The organism is Streptomyces sp. NPDC102402 (assembly GCF_044765765.1).
Lineage (GTDB): Bacteria > Actinomycetota > Actinomycetes > Streptomycetales > Streptomycetaceae > Streptomyces.
In genome coordinates, this window is sequence record NZ_JBIWKR010000001.1 from 834,702 (window position 1) to 852,632 (window position 17,931).

Genomic DNA, 17,931 nt, shown 5'->3' on the forward strand with positions numbered 1-17,931 from the left:
TCGACCGGGGCGCGAGGTCCGAGCCCCATTGAGTTCTGGCCGCAGGGTGCTCACGGCGCCCTGCAGGCGTACCCGCTCCGCATCATCAGTAAAGGGAAGCCGATGTCCAGTCCGCACAACAGCGACACGTATCCCCTCCCCGTGTCGGTCGCGTTCAGCGGCCCCGACAACACGGGGAAGACCAAACAGATCGGTATTCTTGCCCGGCGCATGGGCCCGGCCGCGACCTCAGCAGGCCCGCTCGACCACTACGACCCCCGCTGGACCGCCATCAAGGCCGACGGCATGGCCCGCTGGTGGTTCGAGACCGGCTCGGTCGAGGAGGTCGCCGACGTCCTCGCCACCTCCTACCTGGAACGCTCCCGGCACCCCTTCTCCGCGCCGGTGCGCCTGCTGGACCGGGGCATCCCGATGCTGGAGGCTTCCGTCGCCGCGACGGTCGCTGTACGAGACGACCTGGACGCCGCGCAGGCCGCAGACCGAGCCCGACTCCTGCTTGCGCCGTACGAGACCGACCTGCGAGCCGCTGAGGAGAGCGAGCACGCCCTCGTCCTCCTGCACTGCGACGACCCGGAGGAAGGTACCCGCCGGAGCCTGGCTCACGAGGTGACCGTCACCGACATTTACGCGGCGTACCAACGTCACCTCCATGAGCAGATCCACCGCCTCGTCGTCGAGGGACGCTTCCCGATGGCGATCCGCATCAGCAATCGGCCGACCGTCGCCATCCAGGACGAGGTGCGCCGGCGCCTGGCGCCCCTGCACCCGGACGTGCCCGGCAGGGCTCTGGCAGGAGTGCACGTCACCGCGCTGGGCGGCATGTCGGAGAGCGGCAAGAGCACGGCCGGCGAGTACCTGCGCACACAGCACGGCCACGCCCGCCTCAAGATCGGGTACCTCATTGAGGACGCGGCCGGGCGGGCGGGGATTCACGACCCGTACCGGCTGGGATCGGTCGTGCAGGCCGAGCTGATCGTGGACGCGCTGGACCGCTTCTGCCAGGCCCACCATTTCCTCGACTCCGTCAGCATCGAGTCGCTGCACGACTTCGACTCGACCACCGAACTCGCCCGGATGCTCGGACCTCACCTCACCATCGCCTACCTGGACGCCTCCGAGGCCACGCGCACCCGGCGGGGCACCGCCGGGGCCCAGGACGTAGCCGACCGAGACCTCGTCAAGAGCGCACGAGGCGCGGACAAGATCGTCTCCATCGCCCACGAGGTCATCGGCAACGACGGGCCGCGCCTGGAGCTGGAGCGGCGGCTGGACCGCATCGCGCTCAACCGCCGCTGGCCAGAGCACCAGCCCTCCACCATGCCGGTCAACGCACTTGGACTCCCCGTGCACCTGGAGTCCTATCTGGCGGAATTCCTTGACCGGACCACCGGCCTGCGCCCGCTGATCGACCTGCTCGCCGTCACCGGAAGCGGAGCCCGTGGCAAGTACCAGCACGGCTGGAGCGACCTCGACGTCCTGGTCGTGGCCGACACCTCCTCCCTCGACGAGATGCGCCAGATCCTCGCGGATCTGGAGACCGAGCTCGGCGGGGTCAAGCTGGGCATGACCGTACTGACCCGTGCCGAGTGCGAGGCCGGCGCAATCACCTCCCGACTGCTTCACGTCCTCGCTCTCATCGGCAGCGGGTCGCTGGTCCCCTTGTGGTCCACCCCTGGCCTGGCTCTGCCCGCTCCGGATGCGGCCACCGACGTGGCTGTAAGCCTGCGAGACGGCATCCAGGCCGCCATCGAGATCCGCCGCCAGTTCCTCAAGGGAAGCCCCGACCTCCGCGCCCTCTACAAGGTCACTGCGCTGCTCGCGAAGATTCAGCTCCGTTTCGGTGGGATCGAGTGCCCCTCCGACAGCGACGCCCTCACCGTCCTCCTTAACGCCACGCGGCAGGACACGAGCCTGATCACCACCGCTCGCACCGAGCCGCTCGCTGCCGAAGCGCTCGCACTCCTCGTTCTCCAGGCTTGGCTGGACACCCTCCCCGGGGAGACGCGGTGAGCGCGAACGTCCGACGGCCCATGGCAGCAACGGGTGTCTTCCATAAGCCAGTGGCGAACCGGGAGCGGGCCGAAGTCGAGGCGAAGGGATGGGCACAGCTCTCCTCCCGCATCGCGGTTCCGGCCCTTCACGGGCAGATCGTGTTACCGGACAGACAACTCCTTGCCTACGAGGACGTTTTCGCCAACGGCCGGTGCGAACTGTTGATGGGCGATGTGATCGCCCTCGCCGACCGGGATTCGGCCGTCCAGCCACGTCTGGCCCGCCTCGTGGACGGGGTCTGCGCCGACCTGCGAGCGGCGGCTGAGGAAACCGGGAGGAGCGTGCCGCTGGTCGAGTGCGTCCCGGACCTCTACCTCGAACGCATTCGCCCCGGTAGCCGACTCGACCGCTGGTATCTGCGTCGTGACCTGTCACTTGCCCTGCCCCACACCACTACGACCCTCAGCCTCCGGGAACTGGCTGGCTTCACCCTCACTGCCAACGGCATACCGCTGACGTTGAACGTCGCCGACACCATCGACAACGTCCGCCTTGTCCTGGCTCCCGATCGCCGCAGGCTCGCCGTCCTCACGCAGGGCGATCCCACGGAGCCCAACATCGCCGACCCGCTGTGCTGGCTCGACTTTGAGTTCGCCGGGCGCAACACCATCGCGGGCGAGGCCGCCAACCTGCTCTGGTACCTGATGGCCCTGGGCGGCTGGCTCGTTCCCTGCTACCAGCCCGATGTGTACGCCCGCACCCTCCGCCTCGCCCTGCCGCCCCTGACCCGCCCGCGTATCGAGCACCTGGAACTGCACCGGCCCAGTCGGCACATCGATGTCCGATACTCCTGGAACACCGGCCCCGGCCGCGCTGCGGCCATCACCCGTGTCCTGGACGACCTTCGCATGGAGAACGGCAGCGGCCTGGAGGAGATCCGTGCCTTTCTCGCCCTGCGCGTTCTCGGAGTCATCCCGCCCTCCCGGCTGACCGGGCACGACCTTCTTCTCGTCCTGATCAAACTCGCCGAGAGCCAGGACCCGCACACGACGCTCGACACCTTCTTCACCACCGCACCGGCCCCGCACCTCCACCCCGGCGAACGGAGCAGCAATGTCCCTGCCCCTGCTTGAGACTCCTCTCCAGACCCGGCCGCTCCAGGGCCGCATCGCCCTGGTCACCGGCGGGGCCACCGGCATCGGGGCCCAGATCGGACGGGCGCTCGCCACCGCCGGAGCAACCGTGGCGGTCAACCACCTCGGCCAGGACCCCGACGCCCACGCCCTCCTCTCCGACTTCGAGCGCGCGGGCAGCCCTGGGATCGCGGTGAGCGCCGACCTGACTGATCCAGGCAGCGTCCAGACCATGGCCGGCCTCGTCCGCGCCGAGATCGGACCCGTCGACATCCTGGTGAACAAAGCTGGTTCCTACCCCCGCGTCGCCTGGCATGACACCGACGAGACCGCTTGGAACTACTCCCTCGACGTGAACCTCACCGCTCACTACCGCACCTGCCACGTGCTCACCCCCGGCATGATCGAGCGCCGCTGGGGCCGGATCGTGAACATCGGCAGTGTCAACGCCCGCGCCGGCCGGACGAACCTCGTCGCGTACAGCACCGCGAAGGCCGGGCTGCTGGGACTTACCCGCTCTCTCGCCCGCGAACTGGGCCCGTACGGAATCTGCGTCAACACCGTCATGCCCGGGGCCATCCAGGTCGAGGCCGAGAACACCCTCCCCGCCCAGCACCGCGCGCGGCCGGAAGACCAAATCAAGCGCCAGTGTGTCCCGCGCCGTGGCCGGCCTGAGGATGTCGCGGCCCTGGTGGCGTTTCTCGTGGGCCCCTCCGCCTCGTTCATCACGGGGCAGTCCGTCCACGTCGACGGCGGCTGGCTGCTGCACTGAGACCACCAACAAGCAAGGAGACAAACCGAAATGATGGAACGAGTCCGCGCCGTCCTCGTCACCGCAGACGACACGATGCTGGTCCTCCGCCGTACCCGGCCCGGCATCCCCGAATACTGGGTCCTGCCCGGCGGCGGCGTCGAACCCAGCGACGAGTCCCGGGAGGCGGCCCTCCATCGGGAGATCCACGAGGAGATCGCGGGGAAGGCCGACATCATCCGCCTCCTCCACACGATGGAGTCCGACGATGAGCGGCAGCTCTTCTACCTCGCGCGCATCGCGACCTGGTCCTTCGACGACCGCACCGGTCCCGAGTTCAGCGCCGAAGGCCGCGGCGAGTACGCGCTAGAGGAGATTCCGTTGACCACGGAGGGGCTCGACGGTATCGACCTCAAGCCCGAGGAGATCACCCACGTCCTACGGGGAGCCATCAATGCGGGAAGCCTCGGAGTCGAGGCATCGCTCTGAACCTCTGAGTACGTCAGCACGCCATCAGGGCCGACTCTGAGATGAGTCGGCCCTGATGGCGTCCGTACGCGCTCCGGGCTTAACGTCGCGCCTCGATGCCGCACGTCTTGGGCGTAGTAACGGGAGCCGAGCCCCGCCCGCGTCTCCTCAAGCCGAGCGGCGCTGCTACTGGACCAGCCGGAGCACCGGCTTCTGTTCCTGAACGTCCAGCAGGTTCTGCACCCTCTCGCTTGTCCACGCCAGCTCATGAGCCAGTCGGGAGATCGATAGGCCAGCTTCGCTGGCAGCCAGCTCGAAGGCCCGGCCAAGCAGCGAAGGCCGTTCACCAGGGAAGTTCGAGACGGATTCGGCGGTGAAGCCCGGCTGGCCGTCGAGAGCGCGTAGACGCTGGTACGTCCGGCTGGCAGTCGCGTCGGAGATCAGCCCCAGCTCTCGGCATCGGTAGACGAGCGAATGGAGGGAGACTCCCCAGACCCCCCTGAGCTCGGCCAGGCGTGCAAGATCCATTCGCCGCGGCAGGAATGGCAGGATGCTGTCCTGGGGGGTCAGGAACTCGGCGGCGAAGGCATCAGCCTGCTTCTCCTGACGGCTGTCACCGGTGGCATCGGCGTGAAGCACGAGGTTAGCTGCCCATGAGCTCGGCCAGCTGTGAACCGGTGCCGATAGATGTCGTCGGCCCGGGCGGCGGTCAGAACGACGAGTGGCCGTGCTGCGCGGGTGGAGAAGGCGTCCACGCTCGCGGCAGAGGGATCGCTGGCAGGCGGCATAACCACCACGATCCCGTGGGACTCCATCCGCCTCACCAGATGCGTGACAGGGCCGTCGCCGAGGCCCCAGCGCCTGCGGAGCTCACGGGCAGCGGAAGCGGGGTCGGTGGACAGCTCTTCGCCGGGATGGACCTCCCCACCGGCGAAGCCGGGCAGATCGACGAGAGGCAACTGAACCCGCTGTTCCAGCGCGTACGTGAGCTCCCAGACCTGCTCGGCGAACGCGAGCGCACGTTCCCGCTGGGACTTCGGTGTGCTGCGCAGGCTTCGGAAATGCGCCATGGAAGCGTCAAGCCGATTAGCCGGCCTCCTCCCCAGCAGGAAGAACGTCACGGGAACCCCGAGGACCTCTGCGAGCCGGGGGATCAAGTCAGGTCGTGGCTTCGACACCCCTGTCTCGTACTGCCCCACGGCTGCAGGCGTCACCCCGAGCCCGGCCGCCACGTCCTTCTTCGTCATCTCCGCCAGACGGCGAGCTTGCGTCACCCGGGTGGGGTCGAAGAGGTCGTAGACGGCGCGGGGCGTGACGCCTCGTTCTTCCGTACCGGGAATGAGGTCTTGCTTAGTGGGTCGCATCGTCTTCGTTGCTCTGGTCCTCAATGGGTTCTGCCTCGGTCTGCACGGGTACGTGCAGGGCCTGGTCCGAGGCGGTACGAGAGGACAGCGTAAGGGTGGGTTCGAGTCCTTCGGCGAAGCCGGTGTGTGCCGTGACCTGGCCCGGAATGCTGATCGGGCGCAGCGTGTACGAGGTGACCTCCTGAGGCAGGTGGAGCGGCTCCGGATCGGTTGCCCACTCCAGCTGCCGGTTCATCCCGAGCGCCGCGATGCCCCAGTACGCCTCAAGGAGCTCGGAGGCGTTGCAGGCGAAGGGAACCAGAACCAGCTGGGTGCCCTCCGGGACTGTCGCCAGAGCGCCGCGCGGCTCGGCGATCGGGACGGTCGGCCCGAAGTCGAGGTCGAACGGAACCTGAGTGTGCTTCGGCGCCGGTGCGAACGTGAAGAGTTCCCGTACCAGCCGGGACTGGCTGGGGATTCGTGCGCTACGTACGTCCGACTTGGTGTTGGAGTACCGGAACGGGTAGATCAGCCCCTTGCCGATGAGCATCAGCTCGTACGAGAAGCCAAATGGCTTGACCGCGCGGGCGCCGGGGACCTAACCTGCTTCAGTTCGTCCTGAAGCCGCTCGTACTGGTTCTCGTACCGGCTGGTGCCGTAGACGCGGGTGGTGCGGGAGGCGGCTTGTTCCTGCGCGGCCTGTGCGTTGGCCTGCATGTTGCGAAGGCCCTGCCCGACGCGGCAGCGTGCATCTGCTGCTTGCTCGCCGAACACGTCGGTCGTCCACAGTGACGAAGGCATACTCATGCGGACGACTCCTCGGGTCGGACTACGCATCGAAGCATTCCAGTGCGGCTTTGACTTTAGTTGATGTCGGAGATTTTGCACAACTGCTTTGGTGCTCGGCGTTTCTTTTGCCTATTCGTCACTGGCGTGCCCCCGAGGAGGTCGTGGCGCGTGGAGGAGATGCTGGGCCATTGAGCAGGCGTGGCGGAACCTGCCTCTGCCGACTGATGGCTGCGTTCCTCGGGCCCAGACCTCTCACAGGCGGCGAGCCGGAGTGGGCTCCTCGGGGGTGAGGTTCAGCGCGTGCGGCGCTGCTGGCGGGTATTGGTCTGGCGGTAGGCGGCCGACGGGGATGCCGGGGTGCGGCTCGTGGTGCCGGCGGTCAGGTCGGTGAGGCGGTGGAGACGCCAGGTGAGGACTTCGCTGAGGCTGGTGGCGGTGTCGGTTTCCCGTCGGCCGGTGGCTTGGGTGAGGAGAGCTGTGGGCTTGTGGCCGACGGCTTCAGCCCGCGCGAGGGTGGCGGCGAGAGACGGCCAGCCGGGCTCCGCGAGAATCTGTTCGGCCAGCTCGGGAAGAACCCGGCGAAGTGTGCTTTCCTGTCGGCGACGCAGAGTCTCAGTCAGCCGTTCCCCGCGCTGCCGAAGCGTGGTCAGGGGCTCGGTGGCGGCGGCCCAGTAGGCGGTGCGGAGGTGCGTGACGGTCTGGCGGGCGGCTTCAGCCTGCTGGTGGTGTTCCCGGGTGCGATGCCAATGCTGGGCGGCGATGACCGCGAGCAGGAGGGCGTCGAGGACGATCGTGAGGAGGGCTCCGTCCTGTGGGGCGGGCTCGCGCAGGACCGCCTTCACCGCGCAGCGGGTGGCCTGGGCCTGCTGGTGTTGGGCGCGGATACGGGATCGGGCGGCGCGCTCGAAGACGGTGGCGGCTTGTACGAGCTGTGGCCGGAGGCCGACAGGGGCTACCAGAGGGAGTGCGTCGAGGGCCTCGGCGAGGACGGTGATGTGGGCCTGTCCTGCCTCGTCCTCGTCGTGGGCGAGGTGGTCAGGTGTCTGGTCGATGGCGACAGCGAACCGCCGCCAGGCCGTGGTGCCAGTCCGCTCCGTCAGTTTCGTCTCGGTGGCTGTCAGGCGTTCGGCGATCTTGGGATAGGAGAGGTCGGAGGCGAGGGTGGAGCCGGAGAACCACACCGGCTCGCCTTGGGCGTTGGTGTCGCCGTTGAGGGCGACCTTGTAGCCGCGGACATCGCCGGACGGCAGGTGCTGGACGTCGACGAGGGCACCGGTCCCCTCGATGATCTGGAAGAGCTCCGCTGCGGTCGTGGCCGCCGAGACTGCTGTGCGGACGATGGTGCGCAGGTGCTCGCGGGAGGTGCGGGCATTGCCCGTGCGGCGGGCCTTCTCCTGCTCAGCGCGGGTGGGGCGTTTGGCGGCGGTGCGGTCTCCGCGCGGAACCTGGCGGAGCCCGTATTCCTTCTCGATGGAGACGAGTTCCTTGTCGGCGCGCAGGAAGTCGTTCCAGTTTCGTGCTGGGCGGAGGTCGCCTCGGACCTTGGTGGCGACGATGTGGATGTGGTCTTCGGCGTGGCGTACGGCGACCCACCGGCAGGCGTCGGGGTCGCCGTCCGGAGCGATGCCGGCGGCGTTGAGCACGCGGCGGGCGACGGTGGCCCACTCCTCGTCCGACAGTGCCCGGTCCTCGGGTGCAGCCCGGACCGAGCAGTGCCACACATGTTCCTTCGGCGCCTTGTCCCTGGCCTGCTTTACGCGTAGGTCGAGGGCTGTGGTGAGTTGGGCGAGGGTGGCCTCCGAGTCACGGCCGGGGTCGGGGGCGAGGCCGTCCCACGAGGCGATGAGGTGAGGGTCGGTGTGCTCGTTTGCACGGCCGGGTCCGTAGAGGTAGTTAAGGACGCCGCGGGTCTTGTGGCCGGGCTTGACGATGTTCGCGATCAATCAGACTGCCCGGTGCTGTGTGGCGGCCCCGTCGGCGGCGGTGTCGATCATTGTGGCTGCCTGGCGGGCCAGGACGAGAACCCGCGCGGCCTCCTCCAGCACCGTCTTGTCCCCAGGGTGTGGATCGCCACCAGCGTTGAGGCGGTGGGCGATCTGGTTGACGTTCGTACCGATCCGCGCGACCTGCGTACGCAGTGCGGCCAGCTCGTCGATCAAGTCGTCCGTCGCAGTGCGCCGGTCGGGCAACGCGTAGTCGCCGTGGAGGTGGGCCATGACCAGGGCCCCGACGAAGTGAGCGCCGGCCAGCCCGAGCCGATGTGCCTCGGCCTTGATCTCGCTCTTCTCCTCCGCGCTGTAGCGGACATCGACCCGCTCGGTGCGCTGGACGCCCTGGCGCGCACGACGGCTGGCGACCCGGTGGAGCGCGGCCTCTTCAGTGGCCCGCACCACGCCGTCGTTCGTCCTGGGAGCGCCCTCGCTCCCAGGTGTCCCCGTCACCCCTGGGGCGGGCACTGCGTTGGACCGGCCCTTGGACGGTCCAACGTCATACCTTGCTCCGCCTGGTGCCTGGGGGCGATTCATCTGCCGTCTCGGTCTGCTGGGGGGGTCGTGCTGCGCGCCGTGCATGGGTCTCTTTCCGAGGTGGGAGTGGGGCGTCGTACGGTGGCCGGTCTTCGGCCCTGGACGGTTGCGCTGGCCGGGACTCGGTCAGGGCCTTCGTGGGTGAGGGGTGACCGGGGAAGAGTGCTGCAGGGACCACGTCATTGATCTCGATTTGGTCGCTGCCGAGATCTCCGCGCGTCTTGGCCGTCATCGGCATGAAGCGCGATGCCGTCCGAGGGACCTGGGCACGGCTTGTTGCACACGCGGCGGGGACCGACTGCGTCGGCTGCTGGTCCCCGCCGGCTTTGTCCCGCCCTCGGAGCTCTGAGGCGTGAGCTGGGGGGCCGACCGTATGGCGCAGGGGGCCCGCACTGACCTGCGGTTTCCCTGCCTCTTCGGGGACCGGTCCCCGAAGAGGCAGAGGACAAGACGGACTTGGTGGGGACCGGTCCCCGACTGCCCGTCAGGGGGACCGTCCCCAGGGGACCGAGCTGTGCGGGGACCGGTCCCCACTGTCCCCACATCTCGCGGACCGGCCGGGTAGGCGAGGGCGCTACACCGCCGGGACCGGTTCATCGAGGGCCGCCAGCAGAGCTGCCAGGTGCGCCTCCGGCCGGGTCATTTTGGCGCTCGCTGACCCGCCACTGGGGCTGGCGGCTGAGTGCGGCGCTACTGGGGCGGGGCTCCGCTCGCGAGTGATCCACGCTCGCCAGTCGGCACCCCACGCGGCACCCGAGCGTGGAGACCCGCCGGCCCGGAAGGCCCGCCACTTGTCGTCCGCCACTCGTACGCCCTCCTCGCCGAGGCGGGTGAGGTGCCCCTCGCTCCGCAGCCAGGATTCGCTGCCTGCGTCGATCTGCCATTGAGAGGCGGGGATGGGTGCACTGCTGCTGCACCTACTGGTTCCTATTGGTTCACTTCTGTTCTGGGGGTCAGATTCCGTTCCCCCGAGGTACCGGATTCCGGCACCTCCCGGGGTTGGATTCTGTACCCCGGGGTCGGATTCCGGCCCGTCCGTATTGCTGCTGGAGGTATCGGATTCCGGTACCTCGGGGGTTGGAATCTGGCCCTCTTGATGGGTCGGATTTCGAACGTACTCGGTCATGAAACGGGCGGCTTCGGGGAGGCGGTAATACGTTTCCCCGCGAGGCCCTTTGCGTCCGTCGAGGCGGACTATCTCGCCGCTGGCGACCAGTTTGTCCAGTGCGTCCCGAACGGCGCTGCGCGACGCGTTCGCACGTCGCATCAGGGCGGGGACGGAGGCGTAGGCCGTGCAAGTGTGGTCGATACAGCGATCGGCGATCAAGGTGAGGACCATACGGGCAGTGCCTTTGCTGAGGCTGTGGTCCCATACCCAGACGCGGGCATCGTGGCTCATGGCTCGGCGGCTCCTCGAAGCAGGGGGTGGTGGCAGTGGCTGAATCGCGCGACGGCGGTGCTGCCGTCGGACGGAGCTGGCGCACCGAAAGCTGATCCGGGTGGCCTTCATGTCAGCGACTGGACCAAGAAGGAAGCCACATCGCCTCGCGCAAGTCCAGGGTTACTTCGCACAAAGCGAGCAGCCGACGGCGAACGCCGGTGGAACGCGGTCCGAAAACGATAGACCCGAATCGGCCGTTCACCAAGAAGTTCATGCCGGCGGTGCCTGTGACCGATTCGCCTTTGGCTTCAGGTCAGCAAAATGTGGGCCGGATCCCCGACTCCGGTACTCCCGAAACCTGCTGGGAGCCGAGGCAACATAGACGCACATCGCCGGTTAACCAAACCGGCGATGCAGAGGTATCACTACGGGACGCCGAAATAGTCCCAGCGGGGGCAGCGCGATAGCTCGAAGCGGTCGCGACGCCCGTACGTCTGCCTCAGTGGGCGCGCCCCCGCATGGGCGCATCGGTTGTTGACCCGCCGCCTCGTAGAAGGAACACCCTTGCCCCGACCCGCAGTGATCACCGCCCCATGGCCCGCCGACACGTGGAAGGAGGCGGTCTCGAATGGCTGACCGCCTTCTCGGCGTGGCCGAGGCAGCCGAACGTCTCGGTGTCGGTGAGCGATTCATCCGCCGCCTCGTATCCGAGCGCCGTATCCGATACGTCAAGGTCGGCAAGCACGTCCGCATCTCCGACACCGCGCTGGACGCTTTCGTAGAGGCGCGTACGGTCGAGCCGGTCCGTACTAGCCGCTCCGGGTTCAGGGCTGCGGCCTGATGGCCCGTCCGCGCCAGAAGGCTCCGCGCCGCACGTTCGGCGCGATACGACAACTGCCCTCGGGGCGATATCAGGCCCGCTACCCCAGCACGGCCGATGACACCCTGCGGCCCGCGCCGGAAACCTTCGAGACCAGGCGCGATGCAGAGGCGTTCCTCGTCCAGGTCCAAGCGGACCAGATGCGGGGTGACTGGCTCGACCCGACCGCCGGCGAGGTCTCGTTCGCCGACTACACCACGCGCTGGATCGCTGAACGCGGCCTCGCCCCGACCACTGCTGAGTTGTACCGCCGGCTGTTCCGGCTCCACCTGGAGCCGACGTTCGGCGAGATGAACGTCAACATGATCAGCTCCGCTCGGGTCAGAGCCTGGCGTGCGGAGCGGTTGTCCGCCACCGGTGCCACCACGGTTGCCAAGACGTACCGGCTCCTCAAAGCCGTGATGGAGACCGCAGTCGAGGACGACATGTTGCGCAAGAACCCCTGCCGTATCCGCGGGGCAGGCCGCGAGGACGCCGACGAGCGACCCGTGGCGGCGGTCGAGCAGGTCTTCGCCGCGGCAGAGGTGATCGGCTTGCGCTGGCGCCTCATGGTTCTGCTCGGTGCCTTCGCCTCGATGCGGCCCGAGGAACTCGCCGAGCTCCGTCGGCGGGACGTGGACCTCGACGCCGGCACGCTCTGGGTTCGCCGTGCCGCACCGGAGCTCAACACAGGTCACCGCGTGGTCGGCGCTCCCAAGTCCCGGGCGGGCCGACGAGAGATCGTGCTGCCGTCCTTCCTCCACGAGGACGTCCGTCGGCACCTGGAGTGGTTCGCCCAGCCGGGGCCGGACGGGCTCGTCTTCATCGGCGAGAGGGGGGCGGTACTGCGCGGCACCACGTTCGGCCGTAAGTGGCGCAGGGCCCGGGACAAGGTGGGGCTGCCCGAAGGCTTCCGCTTCTACGACCTGCGGCATACGGGCAACACGCTCGCTGCCGACACCGGTGCCAAGCTCAAGGACCTCATGGTGCGGGCCGGTCAGTCCTCTGAGCGCGCACAGCTGATCTATCAGCACTCCACCAAGGAGCATCAGCGCAGGCTTGCCGCCAACATCGATCTCGACGTACGCCGCCAGCAGTCGGCTGCGGCCTCGGGGCATGGCGGCGCGACCGTTCACCCGCTGGTGCCGCGTCCTCCCGGGCCATCCGCCCCGCGGGCTGCGCGGCGTTGATCGCGCAGGAGCAGACAGTGCGCACTGTGCGTGTGACGCAGGGCACTTGGAGGGGATCTCACGATGAGGGACCCGGTAGTGGAGCGCTCGCCCTCAGGGATGACAGATCCACGATTGATGCAGATGGGAAGGGTCGTTATGGCACGCGAATGGCACGAGCCCTAAATATGGTCTAGACAACAAACAAGGCCCTGGTCTCCGACCAGGGCCTTCATCATGGAGCGGGTGACGAGAATCGAACTCGCGCTCTGAGCTTGGGAAGCTCATGTTCTACCATTAAACTACACCCGCGAGGCACGCCGATGATCGGCGGTGCATCGTCGCACACTCTACCCCATCGCAGACCCCCGGCGTGTCCGCCGTGGGGTCCGCGTGTCGTTCCGGACTGTGGATGCGGGTGCGGGCGGGGGGAGTTGAGGGCGTAGCGTGGGTGGTCGGAGTGCCGCCTGGAGCGGCGTCCCGTTCATCCCCTAATGTGGCGGTCTCGTCCAAGGCTGGTTGGGGAAGGGACTTGATGGAGTCGATGGAGCGCACCGTCGTCCGCTGTGCCGAAGGGCACGTTTTTGCTACCTCGTCGTTCCCGATGCAGCAGCTCGGGTCCCAGCGGATCGGGCCCGGGCGGCTCATCCGCTGTCCGCGCTGCGCGAGGTTGCGGCAGGCGGTTCCTGTGGTGTTCGAGGAGCGCTAGAGGTGTGAGGCAGGCGCGCGGGGCGGTCCGGTTGGGGCCGGCTCGCGCGCTCTGCGTATCCTCGGTGCGTGCTTCTCTCAGATAAGGACCTCCGGGCCGAGATCGACGCCGGGCGGGTTCGCATTGACCCGTTCGACGCTTCGATGGTGCAGCCCTCGAGCATCGACGTGCGGCTGGACCGCTACTTCCGGGTGTTCGAGAACCACCGCTATCCGCATATCGATCCCGCCGTCGAGCAGGTGGACCTGACGCGCCAGGTCGAGCCGGACGGTGACGAGGCGTTCATCCTCCACCCCGGAGAGTTCGTCCTGGCCTCGACCTACGAGGTCATCTCGCTCCCCGACGACCTGGCGTCGCGGCTGGAGGGCAAGAGCTCGCTGGGGCGGCTCGGCCTGGTGACGCATTCGACGGCCGGGTTCATCGACCCCGGATTCTCGGGTCATGTGACCCTTGAGCTGTCGAACCTCGCGACCCTTCCGATAAAGCTCTGGCCGGGAATGAAGATCGGGCAGCTGTGCATGTTCCGGCTGACGTCCTCCTCTGAATTCCCCTACGGATCCGAGCGTTACGGATCGCGCTATCAGGGGCAGCGTGGGCCTACCGCCTCGCGCTCCTTCATGAATTTCCATCGGACTCAGGTGTGATGCGGCATGGCTGGTGAAGCTCGGGAGAACCTGACGTACGAGGCCTTCGGGCATGCCGTACGGGAGCTGGCGCAGGCGGTCGCCGACGACGGCTATGAGCCGGATGTCGTGCTGAGCATCGCGCGGGGCGGCGTCTTCGTCGCCGGTGGTCTGGCTTATGCCCTGGACTGCAAGAACATTCATCTGGTGAACGTCGAGTTCTACACCGGGGTCGGGACCACGCTGGAAATGCCGGTCATGCTGGCGCCCGTTCCGAACGCCATCGACTTCTCGCAGAAGAAGGTCCTCATCGCCGATGACGTCGCCGATACCGGGAAGACGCTGAAGCTGGTCCGCGATTTCTGCATCGACCATGTGGCCGAGGTGCGCAGTGCGGTCATCTACGAGAAGTCGCACTCGCTCGTGAAATGCGAGTACGTGTGGAAGAAGACCGATCAGTGGATCAACTTCCCGTGGAGCGTGGAGAAGCCCGTCGTGCGGCGTGAGGGTCAGGTCCTCGACTCGTAGGACGTCGGTGCCCCGCATCATGGCAGGCGGGCAGGCGGGCAGGCGGGCAGGCGGGCAGGCGGGCAGGCGGGCAGGCGGGCAGGCAGGTCGCGCCGTGCGCCGTGCGCTGCGGTGCCGCAGGCCTGAACCGCGGGGCAGGTGTCCGGCGTACGGGACGGCATACGACAGGAGGGGCCCCGCCACCGGCGGGGCCCCTCCTGCGCGTCGGATCAGATCGTGCCGAGCTTGATGATCGAGAGCAGGGCGACCAGCTGGATCGCCGAGGCGCCCAGGGCCTTGGGCCACGGCAGGTCGTGGGACTTGCTCACCATCGACGTGAACAGCGCTCCGGCGGCCAGCCAGGTGATCCAGCCGAGGATCTGCACCAGGGAGTTCTCGCCGCCGAGGAACAGGGCGAAGACGAGCCGGGGCGCGTCCGTGATCGACATGATGAGCATCGACAGGCCGACGGTCGGCTGCCAGGATCCCGTGCCGCCGAGCTGGCGGGCCAGGGTGTGGGTGACCGCGCCGAGTACCAGGCCACCGACGACGAAGCCGAGGCCCGTGAAGATCACGTACGGGGCGGCCGTGGAGACCTCCGCGTGGATGGCCTCGTCGCGGGCCTGGTCGAAGCCGAAGAGCGCGAGCAGGCCGTAGACGAACGTGACGACGATCGCGGGGCCCCAGACGGGGTAGTCGCGCATCTGCCAGAACGTCGGCCCCGGGCGCATCACGATGCCGCTCAGCAGCTGCTTCCACCGCAGCCGCGGCCCCGAGGGCTGCGCCGGGGCGCTGCCGGCCTGGTAGGTGCTCCCGTCGCCGTACGGGTCCTCGTTGATGCTGAACGCCTGGGTGTGCCCCGGGGCGTTGGCGTACGGGTCGTGCTGCGACGGCTGGTGGTGCGGTTCGCCGAAGTACTCCGGTTCGCCGTGCCCGCCTGTCTGCCCGTTACCACCCCCGTGTCGGTTGCCGCCGTGCCCTCCGCCGTACGGGGCGCCCTGGGGGCCTCCGTACGCTGCGCCGTTGCCTCCTGCCGGGGGCCACGACTGCCCGCCGTACGGCGGCGGTGACGCCTGCGTGCCGTACGGCTGTTGCTGCTGCGGGTGTTGTTGCGGTGTGCGGTTGTCCCGGCCGCGTCCGATCCTGAATCCAGCCACACATCGAACGTACCTGGTCCGTGCGGGGGAGATGTGTGGGCCGGGGGAACACGGCGCCCATTGCGGCCTAGCTGTGACATCCCCTAGGGGGACCCTGGGGGGTCTGCCGTACCCCCTGCGGGCCGCCGGGACGCACGGAAGCGGCCGGTCCTGCCCCCGAGGCAGGTCCGGCCGCTTCCGTGGGTGGAGACAGCTACTTGACGGGTTCCGGTTCCGGCTGGTCGGCCGTCTCCGCGTCGTCCGCGGGGTCGGCGGGTGTCTTCACCGACTCCAGGAGCAGCTGCGAGACGTCGACCACCTGCACCGACTCCTTCGCCTGACCGTCGTTCTTCTTGCCGTTGACCGAGTCGGTCAGCATGACGAGGCAGAACGGGCAGGCGGTGGAGACGATGTCCGGGTTGAGCGAGAGGGCCTCGTCGACACGCTCGTTGTTGATGCGCTTGCCGATCCGCTCCTCCATCCACATCCGGGCACCACCGGCGCCGCAGCAGAAGCCGCGCTCCTTGTGGCGGTGCATCTCCTCGTTCCGCAGACCAGGCACCTTCGCGATGATCTCGCGCGGGGGCGTGTAGATCTTGTTGTGGCGGCCCAGGTAGCAGGGGTCGTGGTACGTGATCAGACCCTCGACCGGCGTGACGGGGATCAGCTTGCCCTCGTCCACCAGGTGCTGGAGCAGCTGGGTGTGGTGGATGACCTCGTACTCGCCGCCGAGCTGCGGGTACTCGTTGGCGATGGTGTTGAAGCAGTGCGGGCAGGTCGCGACGATCTTCTTCGACGCCTTCGACTTCTTGGTCGAGTCGTCCTCGTCGTCCTCGCCGAAGGCCATGTTCAGCATCGCGACGTTCTCCTGGCCGAGCTGCTGGAACAGCGGCTCGTTGCCGAGGCGGCGGGCGGAGTCACCGGTGCACTTCTCGTCGCCGCCCATGATCGCGAACTTGACGCCCGCGATGTGGAGGAGCTCCGCGAAGGCCTTCGTCGTCTTCTTGGCGCGGTCCTCGAGGGCGCCCGCGCAGCCGACCCAGTACAGGTAGTCGATCTCGCTGAGGTCCTCGACGTCCTTGCCGACGATCGGGACCTCGAAGTCGACCTCCTTGGTCCACTCGACGCGCTGCTTCTTGGCGAGCCCCCAGGGGTTGCCCTTCTTCTCCAGGTTCTTGAGCATCGTGCCCGCCTCGGACGGGAACGCGGACTCGATCATCACCTGGTAGCGGCGCATGTCGACGATGTGGTCGATGTGCTCGATGTCGACCGGGCACTGCTCGACGCAGGCGCCGCAGGTGGTGCACGACCACAGCACGTCCGGGTCGATGACGCCGTTCTCCTCGGCGGTGCCGATGAGGGGGCGCTCCGCCTCCGCGAGGGCCGCCGCGGGGACGTCCTTGAGCTGTTCCTCGGTGGCCTTCTCGTTGCCTTCCATGTCCTTGCCGCCGCCGGCCAGCAGGTACGGGGCCTTGGCGTGCGCGTGGTCGCGCAGGGACATGATCAGGAGCTTGGGCGAGAGCGGCTTGCCGGTGTTCCAGGCGGGGCACTGCGACTGGCAGCGACCGCACTCGGTGCAGGTCGAGAAGTCGAGGATGCCCTTCCAGGAGAACTGCTCGACCTGGGAGACACCGAAGGTGTCGTCCTCGCCCGGGTCCTCCCAGTCGATCTCCTTGCCGCCCGAGGTCATCGGCAGCAGCGCGCCGAGCGAGACCGCGCCGTCGGCGTTGCGCTTGAACCAGATGTTCGGGAAGGCGAGGAAGCGGTGCCAGGCGACGCCCATGTCGGTCTTCAGGGCGACCGTGATCATCCAGATGAAGGAGGTCGCGATCTTCAGGCCGGCGAAGAAGTAGGTGAGGTTCTGGAGCGTGGAGAGGTCCATGCCCTCGAACCAGGAGACCACCGGGTACGAGATGAAGAACGACGCCTCGTATCCGTCCACGTGGTGCTGGGCGCCTTCGAGGGCGTGCAGCATGAAGATGCAGACGCCGACGATGAGGATGACGGCCTCGACGAAGTACGCCTGGCCGAAGTTGGAGCCGGCGAAGCGGGACTTGCGGCCCGGCTTGTCCGGCCTGCTGAGCTGGCGGATCACGATCAGGACCGCGATGCCGAGCACCGTCATGGTGCCGATGAACTCGACGAAGACGTTGTACGGCGCCCACTCACCGACGATCGGCAGCAGCCAGTCGGCCTGGAACAGCTGGCCGACGGCGTTGACGATGGTCAGCAGCAGCGAGAAGAAGCCCACCGCCACGAACCAGTGCGCGACACCGACGATGCCCCAGCGGTTCATCCGGGTATGGCCGAGGAACTCCTTGGCCACGGTGACGGTGCGCTGCACGGGTTCATCGGTGCGGGTGCCCGCGGGCACGTTCTGGCCGAGCCGCATGAAGGTGTAGATCTGCAGGAGGGCGCGGGCGAAAAGTGCCACGCCGACCACGATCAGAACCAGCGACACGATGATCGCGGCGAGTTGCATTTGGGGGCTCCTCGGGCCTGCGAGGGTGGGATCCAGCGCGTACAAGTGATTACTAAGCAGTAAC

16 protein-coding genes and 1 tRNA gene are annotated in these 17,931 nt (G+C 67.9%); 8 read left to right on the plus strand and 9 right to left on the minus strand.

Features of this window, described 5'->3' with window-relative positions; genetic code table 11:
* The first annotated feature begins 102 nt into the window (after nucleotides 1-102).
* The 4 genes from ACIRJR_RS03565 to ACIRJR_RS03580 are packed head-to-tail and all read left to right on the plus strand — an operon-like array spanning nucleotide 103 to nucleotide 4,365.
* Nucleotides 103-2,010: a nucleotidyltransferase domain-containing protein gene (locus tag ACIRJR_RS03565; RefSeq protein ID WP_403773133.1), complete on the plus strand. Its 1,908-nt coding sequence runs from the start codon at nucleotides 103-105 to the stop codon at nucleotides 2,008-2,010.
* A 50-nt stretch (nucleotides 2,011-2,060) separates the two neighbouring features.
* On the plus strand, nucleotides 2,061-3,125 hold the full coding sequence (locus ACIRJR_RS03570) for a hypothetical protein (RefSeq protein ID WP_403773136.1): 1,065 nt from the start codon (nucleotides 2,061-2,063) through the stop codon (nucleotides 3,123-3,125).
* Nucleotides 3,106-3,897 carry an SDR family NAD(P)-dependent oxidoreductase gene (locus ACIRJR_RS03575; protein WP_403773139.1) on the plus strand — a complete coding sequence of 264 codons (792 nt, stop codon included), beginning with the start codon at nucleotides 3,106-3,108 and terminating at the stop codon, nucleotides 3,895-3,897. The genes ACIRJR_RS03570 and ACIRJR_RS03575 overlap by 20 nt, the downstream gene beginning before the upstream one ends.
* A gap of 30 nt (nucleotides 3,898-3,927) precedes the next feature.
* On the plus strand, nucleotides 3,928-4,365 hold the full coding sequence (locus ACIRJR_RS03580) for an NUDIX domain-containing protein (protein ID WP_403773142.1): 438 nt from the start codon (nucleotides 3,928-3,930) through the stop codon (nucleotides 4,363-4,365).
* Between the two features lie 165 nt (nucleotides 4,366-4,530).
* Here ACIRJR_RS03580 and ACIRJR_RS03585 read toward each other — a convergent pair whose 3' ends face one another.
* The 6 genes from ACIRJR_RS03585 to mobC all read right to left on the minus strand — a co-directional run bounded on the left by ACIRJR_RS03585 (nucleotide 4,531) and on the right by mobC (nucleotide 8,869).
* A complete protein-coding gene (locus ACIRJR_RS03585) occupies nucleotides 4,531-4,983 on the minus strand; it encodes an ImmA/IrrE family metallo-endopeptidase (RefSeq protein WP_403773145.1) in 453 nt (150 codons plus the stop codon).
* Entirely contained in the window at nucleotides 4,911-5,591 is a 681-nt protein-coding gene (locus tag ACIRJR_RS03590) for a helix-turn-helix domain-containing protein (protein WP_403773148.1), read from the minus strand. Before ACIRJR_RS03590 ends, ACIRJR_RS03585 begins: the two co-directional genes overlap by 73 nt.
* A 103-nt stretch (nucleotides 5,592-5,694) precedes the next feature.
* Nucleotides 5,695-6,237 (minus strand): hypothetical protein, encoded by a 543-nt coding sequence (locus ACIRJR_RS03595; RefSeq protein ID WP_403773151.1) that lies wholly within the window; start codon nucleotides 6,235-6,237, stop codon nucleotides 5,695-5,697.
* The gene (locus ACIRJR_RS03600) at nucleotides 6,237-6,494 is read right to left on the minus strand and encodes a hypothetical protein (protein WP_403773153.1); all 258 of its coding nucleotides are present in this window, start codon (nucleotides 6,492-6,494) and stop codon (nucleotides 6,237-6,239) included. Before ACIRJR_RS03600 ends, ACIRJR_RS03595 begins: the two co-directional genes overlap by 1 nt.
* Nucleotides 6,495-6,769: 275 nt before the next feature.
* Nucleotides 6,770-8,419: a relaxase/mobilization nuclease domain-containing protein gene (locus tag ACIRJR_RS03605; RefSeq protein WP_403773156.1), complete on the minus strand. Its 1,650-nt coding sequence runs from the start codon at nucleotides 8,417-8,419 to the stop codon at nucleotides 6,770-6,772.
* Nucleotides 8,420-8,869 (minus strand): plasmid mobilization relaxosome protein MobC, encoded by a 450-nt coding sequence (gene mobC / locus ACIRJR_RS03610; protein WP_403773160.1) that lies wholly within the window; start codon nucleotides 8,867-8,869, stop codon nucleotides 8,420-8,422. It abuts the gene before it with no gap.
* A gap of 2,141 nt (nucleotides 8,870-11,010) precedes the next feature.
* On the opposite strand from mobC, the gene ACIRJR_RS03615 reads away from it, so the two are divergent.
* Together ACIRJR_RS03615 and ACIRJR_RS03620 are read left to right on the plus strand one after the other, a co-directional pair.
* Nucleotides 11,011-11,223 (plus strand): excisionase family DNA-binding protein, encoded by a 213-nt coding sequence (locus tag ACIRJR_RS03615; protein WP_403773163.1) that lies wholly within the window; start codon nucleotides 11,011-11,013, stop codon nucleotides 11,221-11,223.
* Entirely contained in the window at nucleotides 11,223-12,431 is a 1,209-nt protein-coding gene (locus tag ACIRJR_RS03620) for a tyrosine-type recombinase/integrase (protein WP_403773166.1), read from the plus strand. The genes ACIRJR_RS03615 and ACIRJR_RS03620 overlap by 1 nt, the downstream gene beginning before the upstream one ends.
* Before the next feature lie 217 nt (nucleotides 12,432-12,648).
* On the opposite strand, the gene ACIRJR_RS03625 is transcribed toward ACIRJR_RS03620, so the two are convergent.
* Nucleotides 12,649-12,722: transfer RNA gene (locus ACIRJR_RS03625), tRNA-Gly, on the minus strand.
* 465 nt (nucleotides 12,723-13,187) lie between these two features.
* On the opposite strand from ACIRJR_RS03625, the gene dcd reads away from it, so the two are divergent.
* A complete protein-coding gene (dcd, locus tag ACIRJR_RS03630; RefSeq protein ID WP_099173424.1) occupies nucleotides 13,188-13,763 on the plus strand; it encodes a dCTP deaminase in 576 nt (191 codons plus the stop codon).
* A gap of 6 nt (nucleotides 13,764-13,769) precedes the next feature.
* Nucleotides 13,770-14,270 (plus strand): phosphoribosyltransferase, encoded by a 501-nt coding sequence (locus ACIRJR_RS03635; protein WP_403773170.1) that lies wholly within the window; start codon nucleotides 13,770-13,772, stop codon nucleotides 14,268-14,270.
* Between the two features lie 209 nt (nucleotides 14,271-14,479).
* On the opposite strand, the gene ACIRJR_RS03640 is transcribed toward ACIRJR_RS03635, so the two are convergent.
* Both ACIRJR_RS03640 and ACIRJR_RS03645 read right to left on the minus strand, forming a co-directional pair.
* On the minus strand, nucleotides 14,480-15,406 hold the full coding sequence (locus tag ACIRJR_RS03640; protein ID WP_403773173.1) for a Yip1 family protein: 927 nt from the start codon (nucleotides 15,404-15,406) through the stop codon (nucleotides 14,480-14,482).
* A 193-nt stretch (nucleotides 15,407-15,599) separates the two neighbouring features.
* Nucleotides 15,600-17,867, minus strand: coding sequence for a (Fe-S)-binding protein (locus tag ACIRJR_RS03645; protein WP_403773177.1), 2,268 nt, complete (start codon nucleotides 17,865-17,867; stop codon nucleotides 15,600-15,602).
* Nucleotides 17,868-17,931 lie beyond the last annotated feature (64 nt).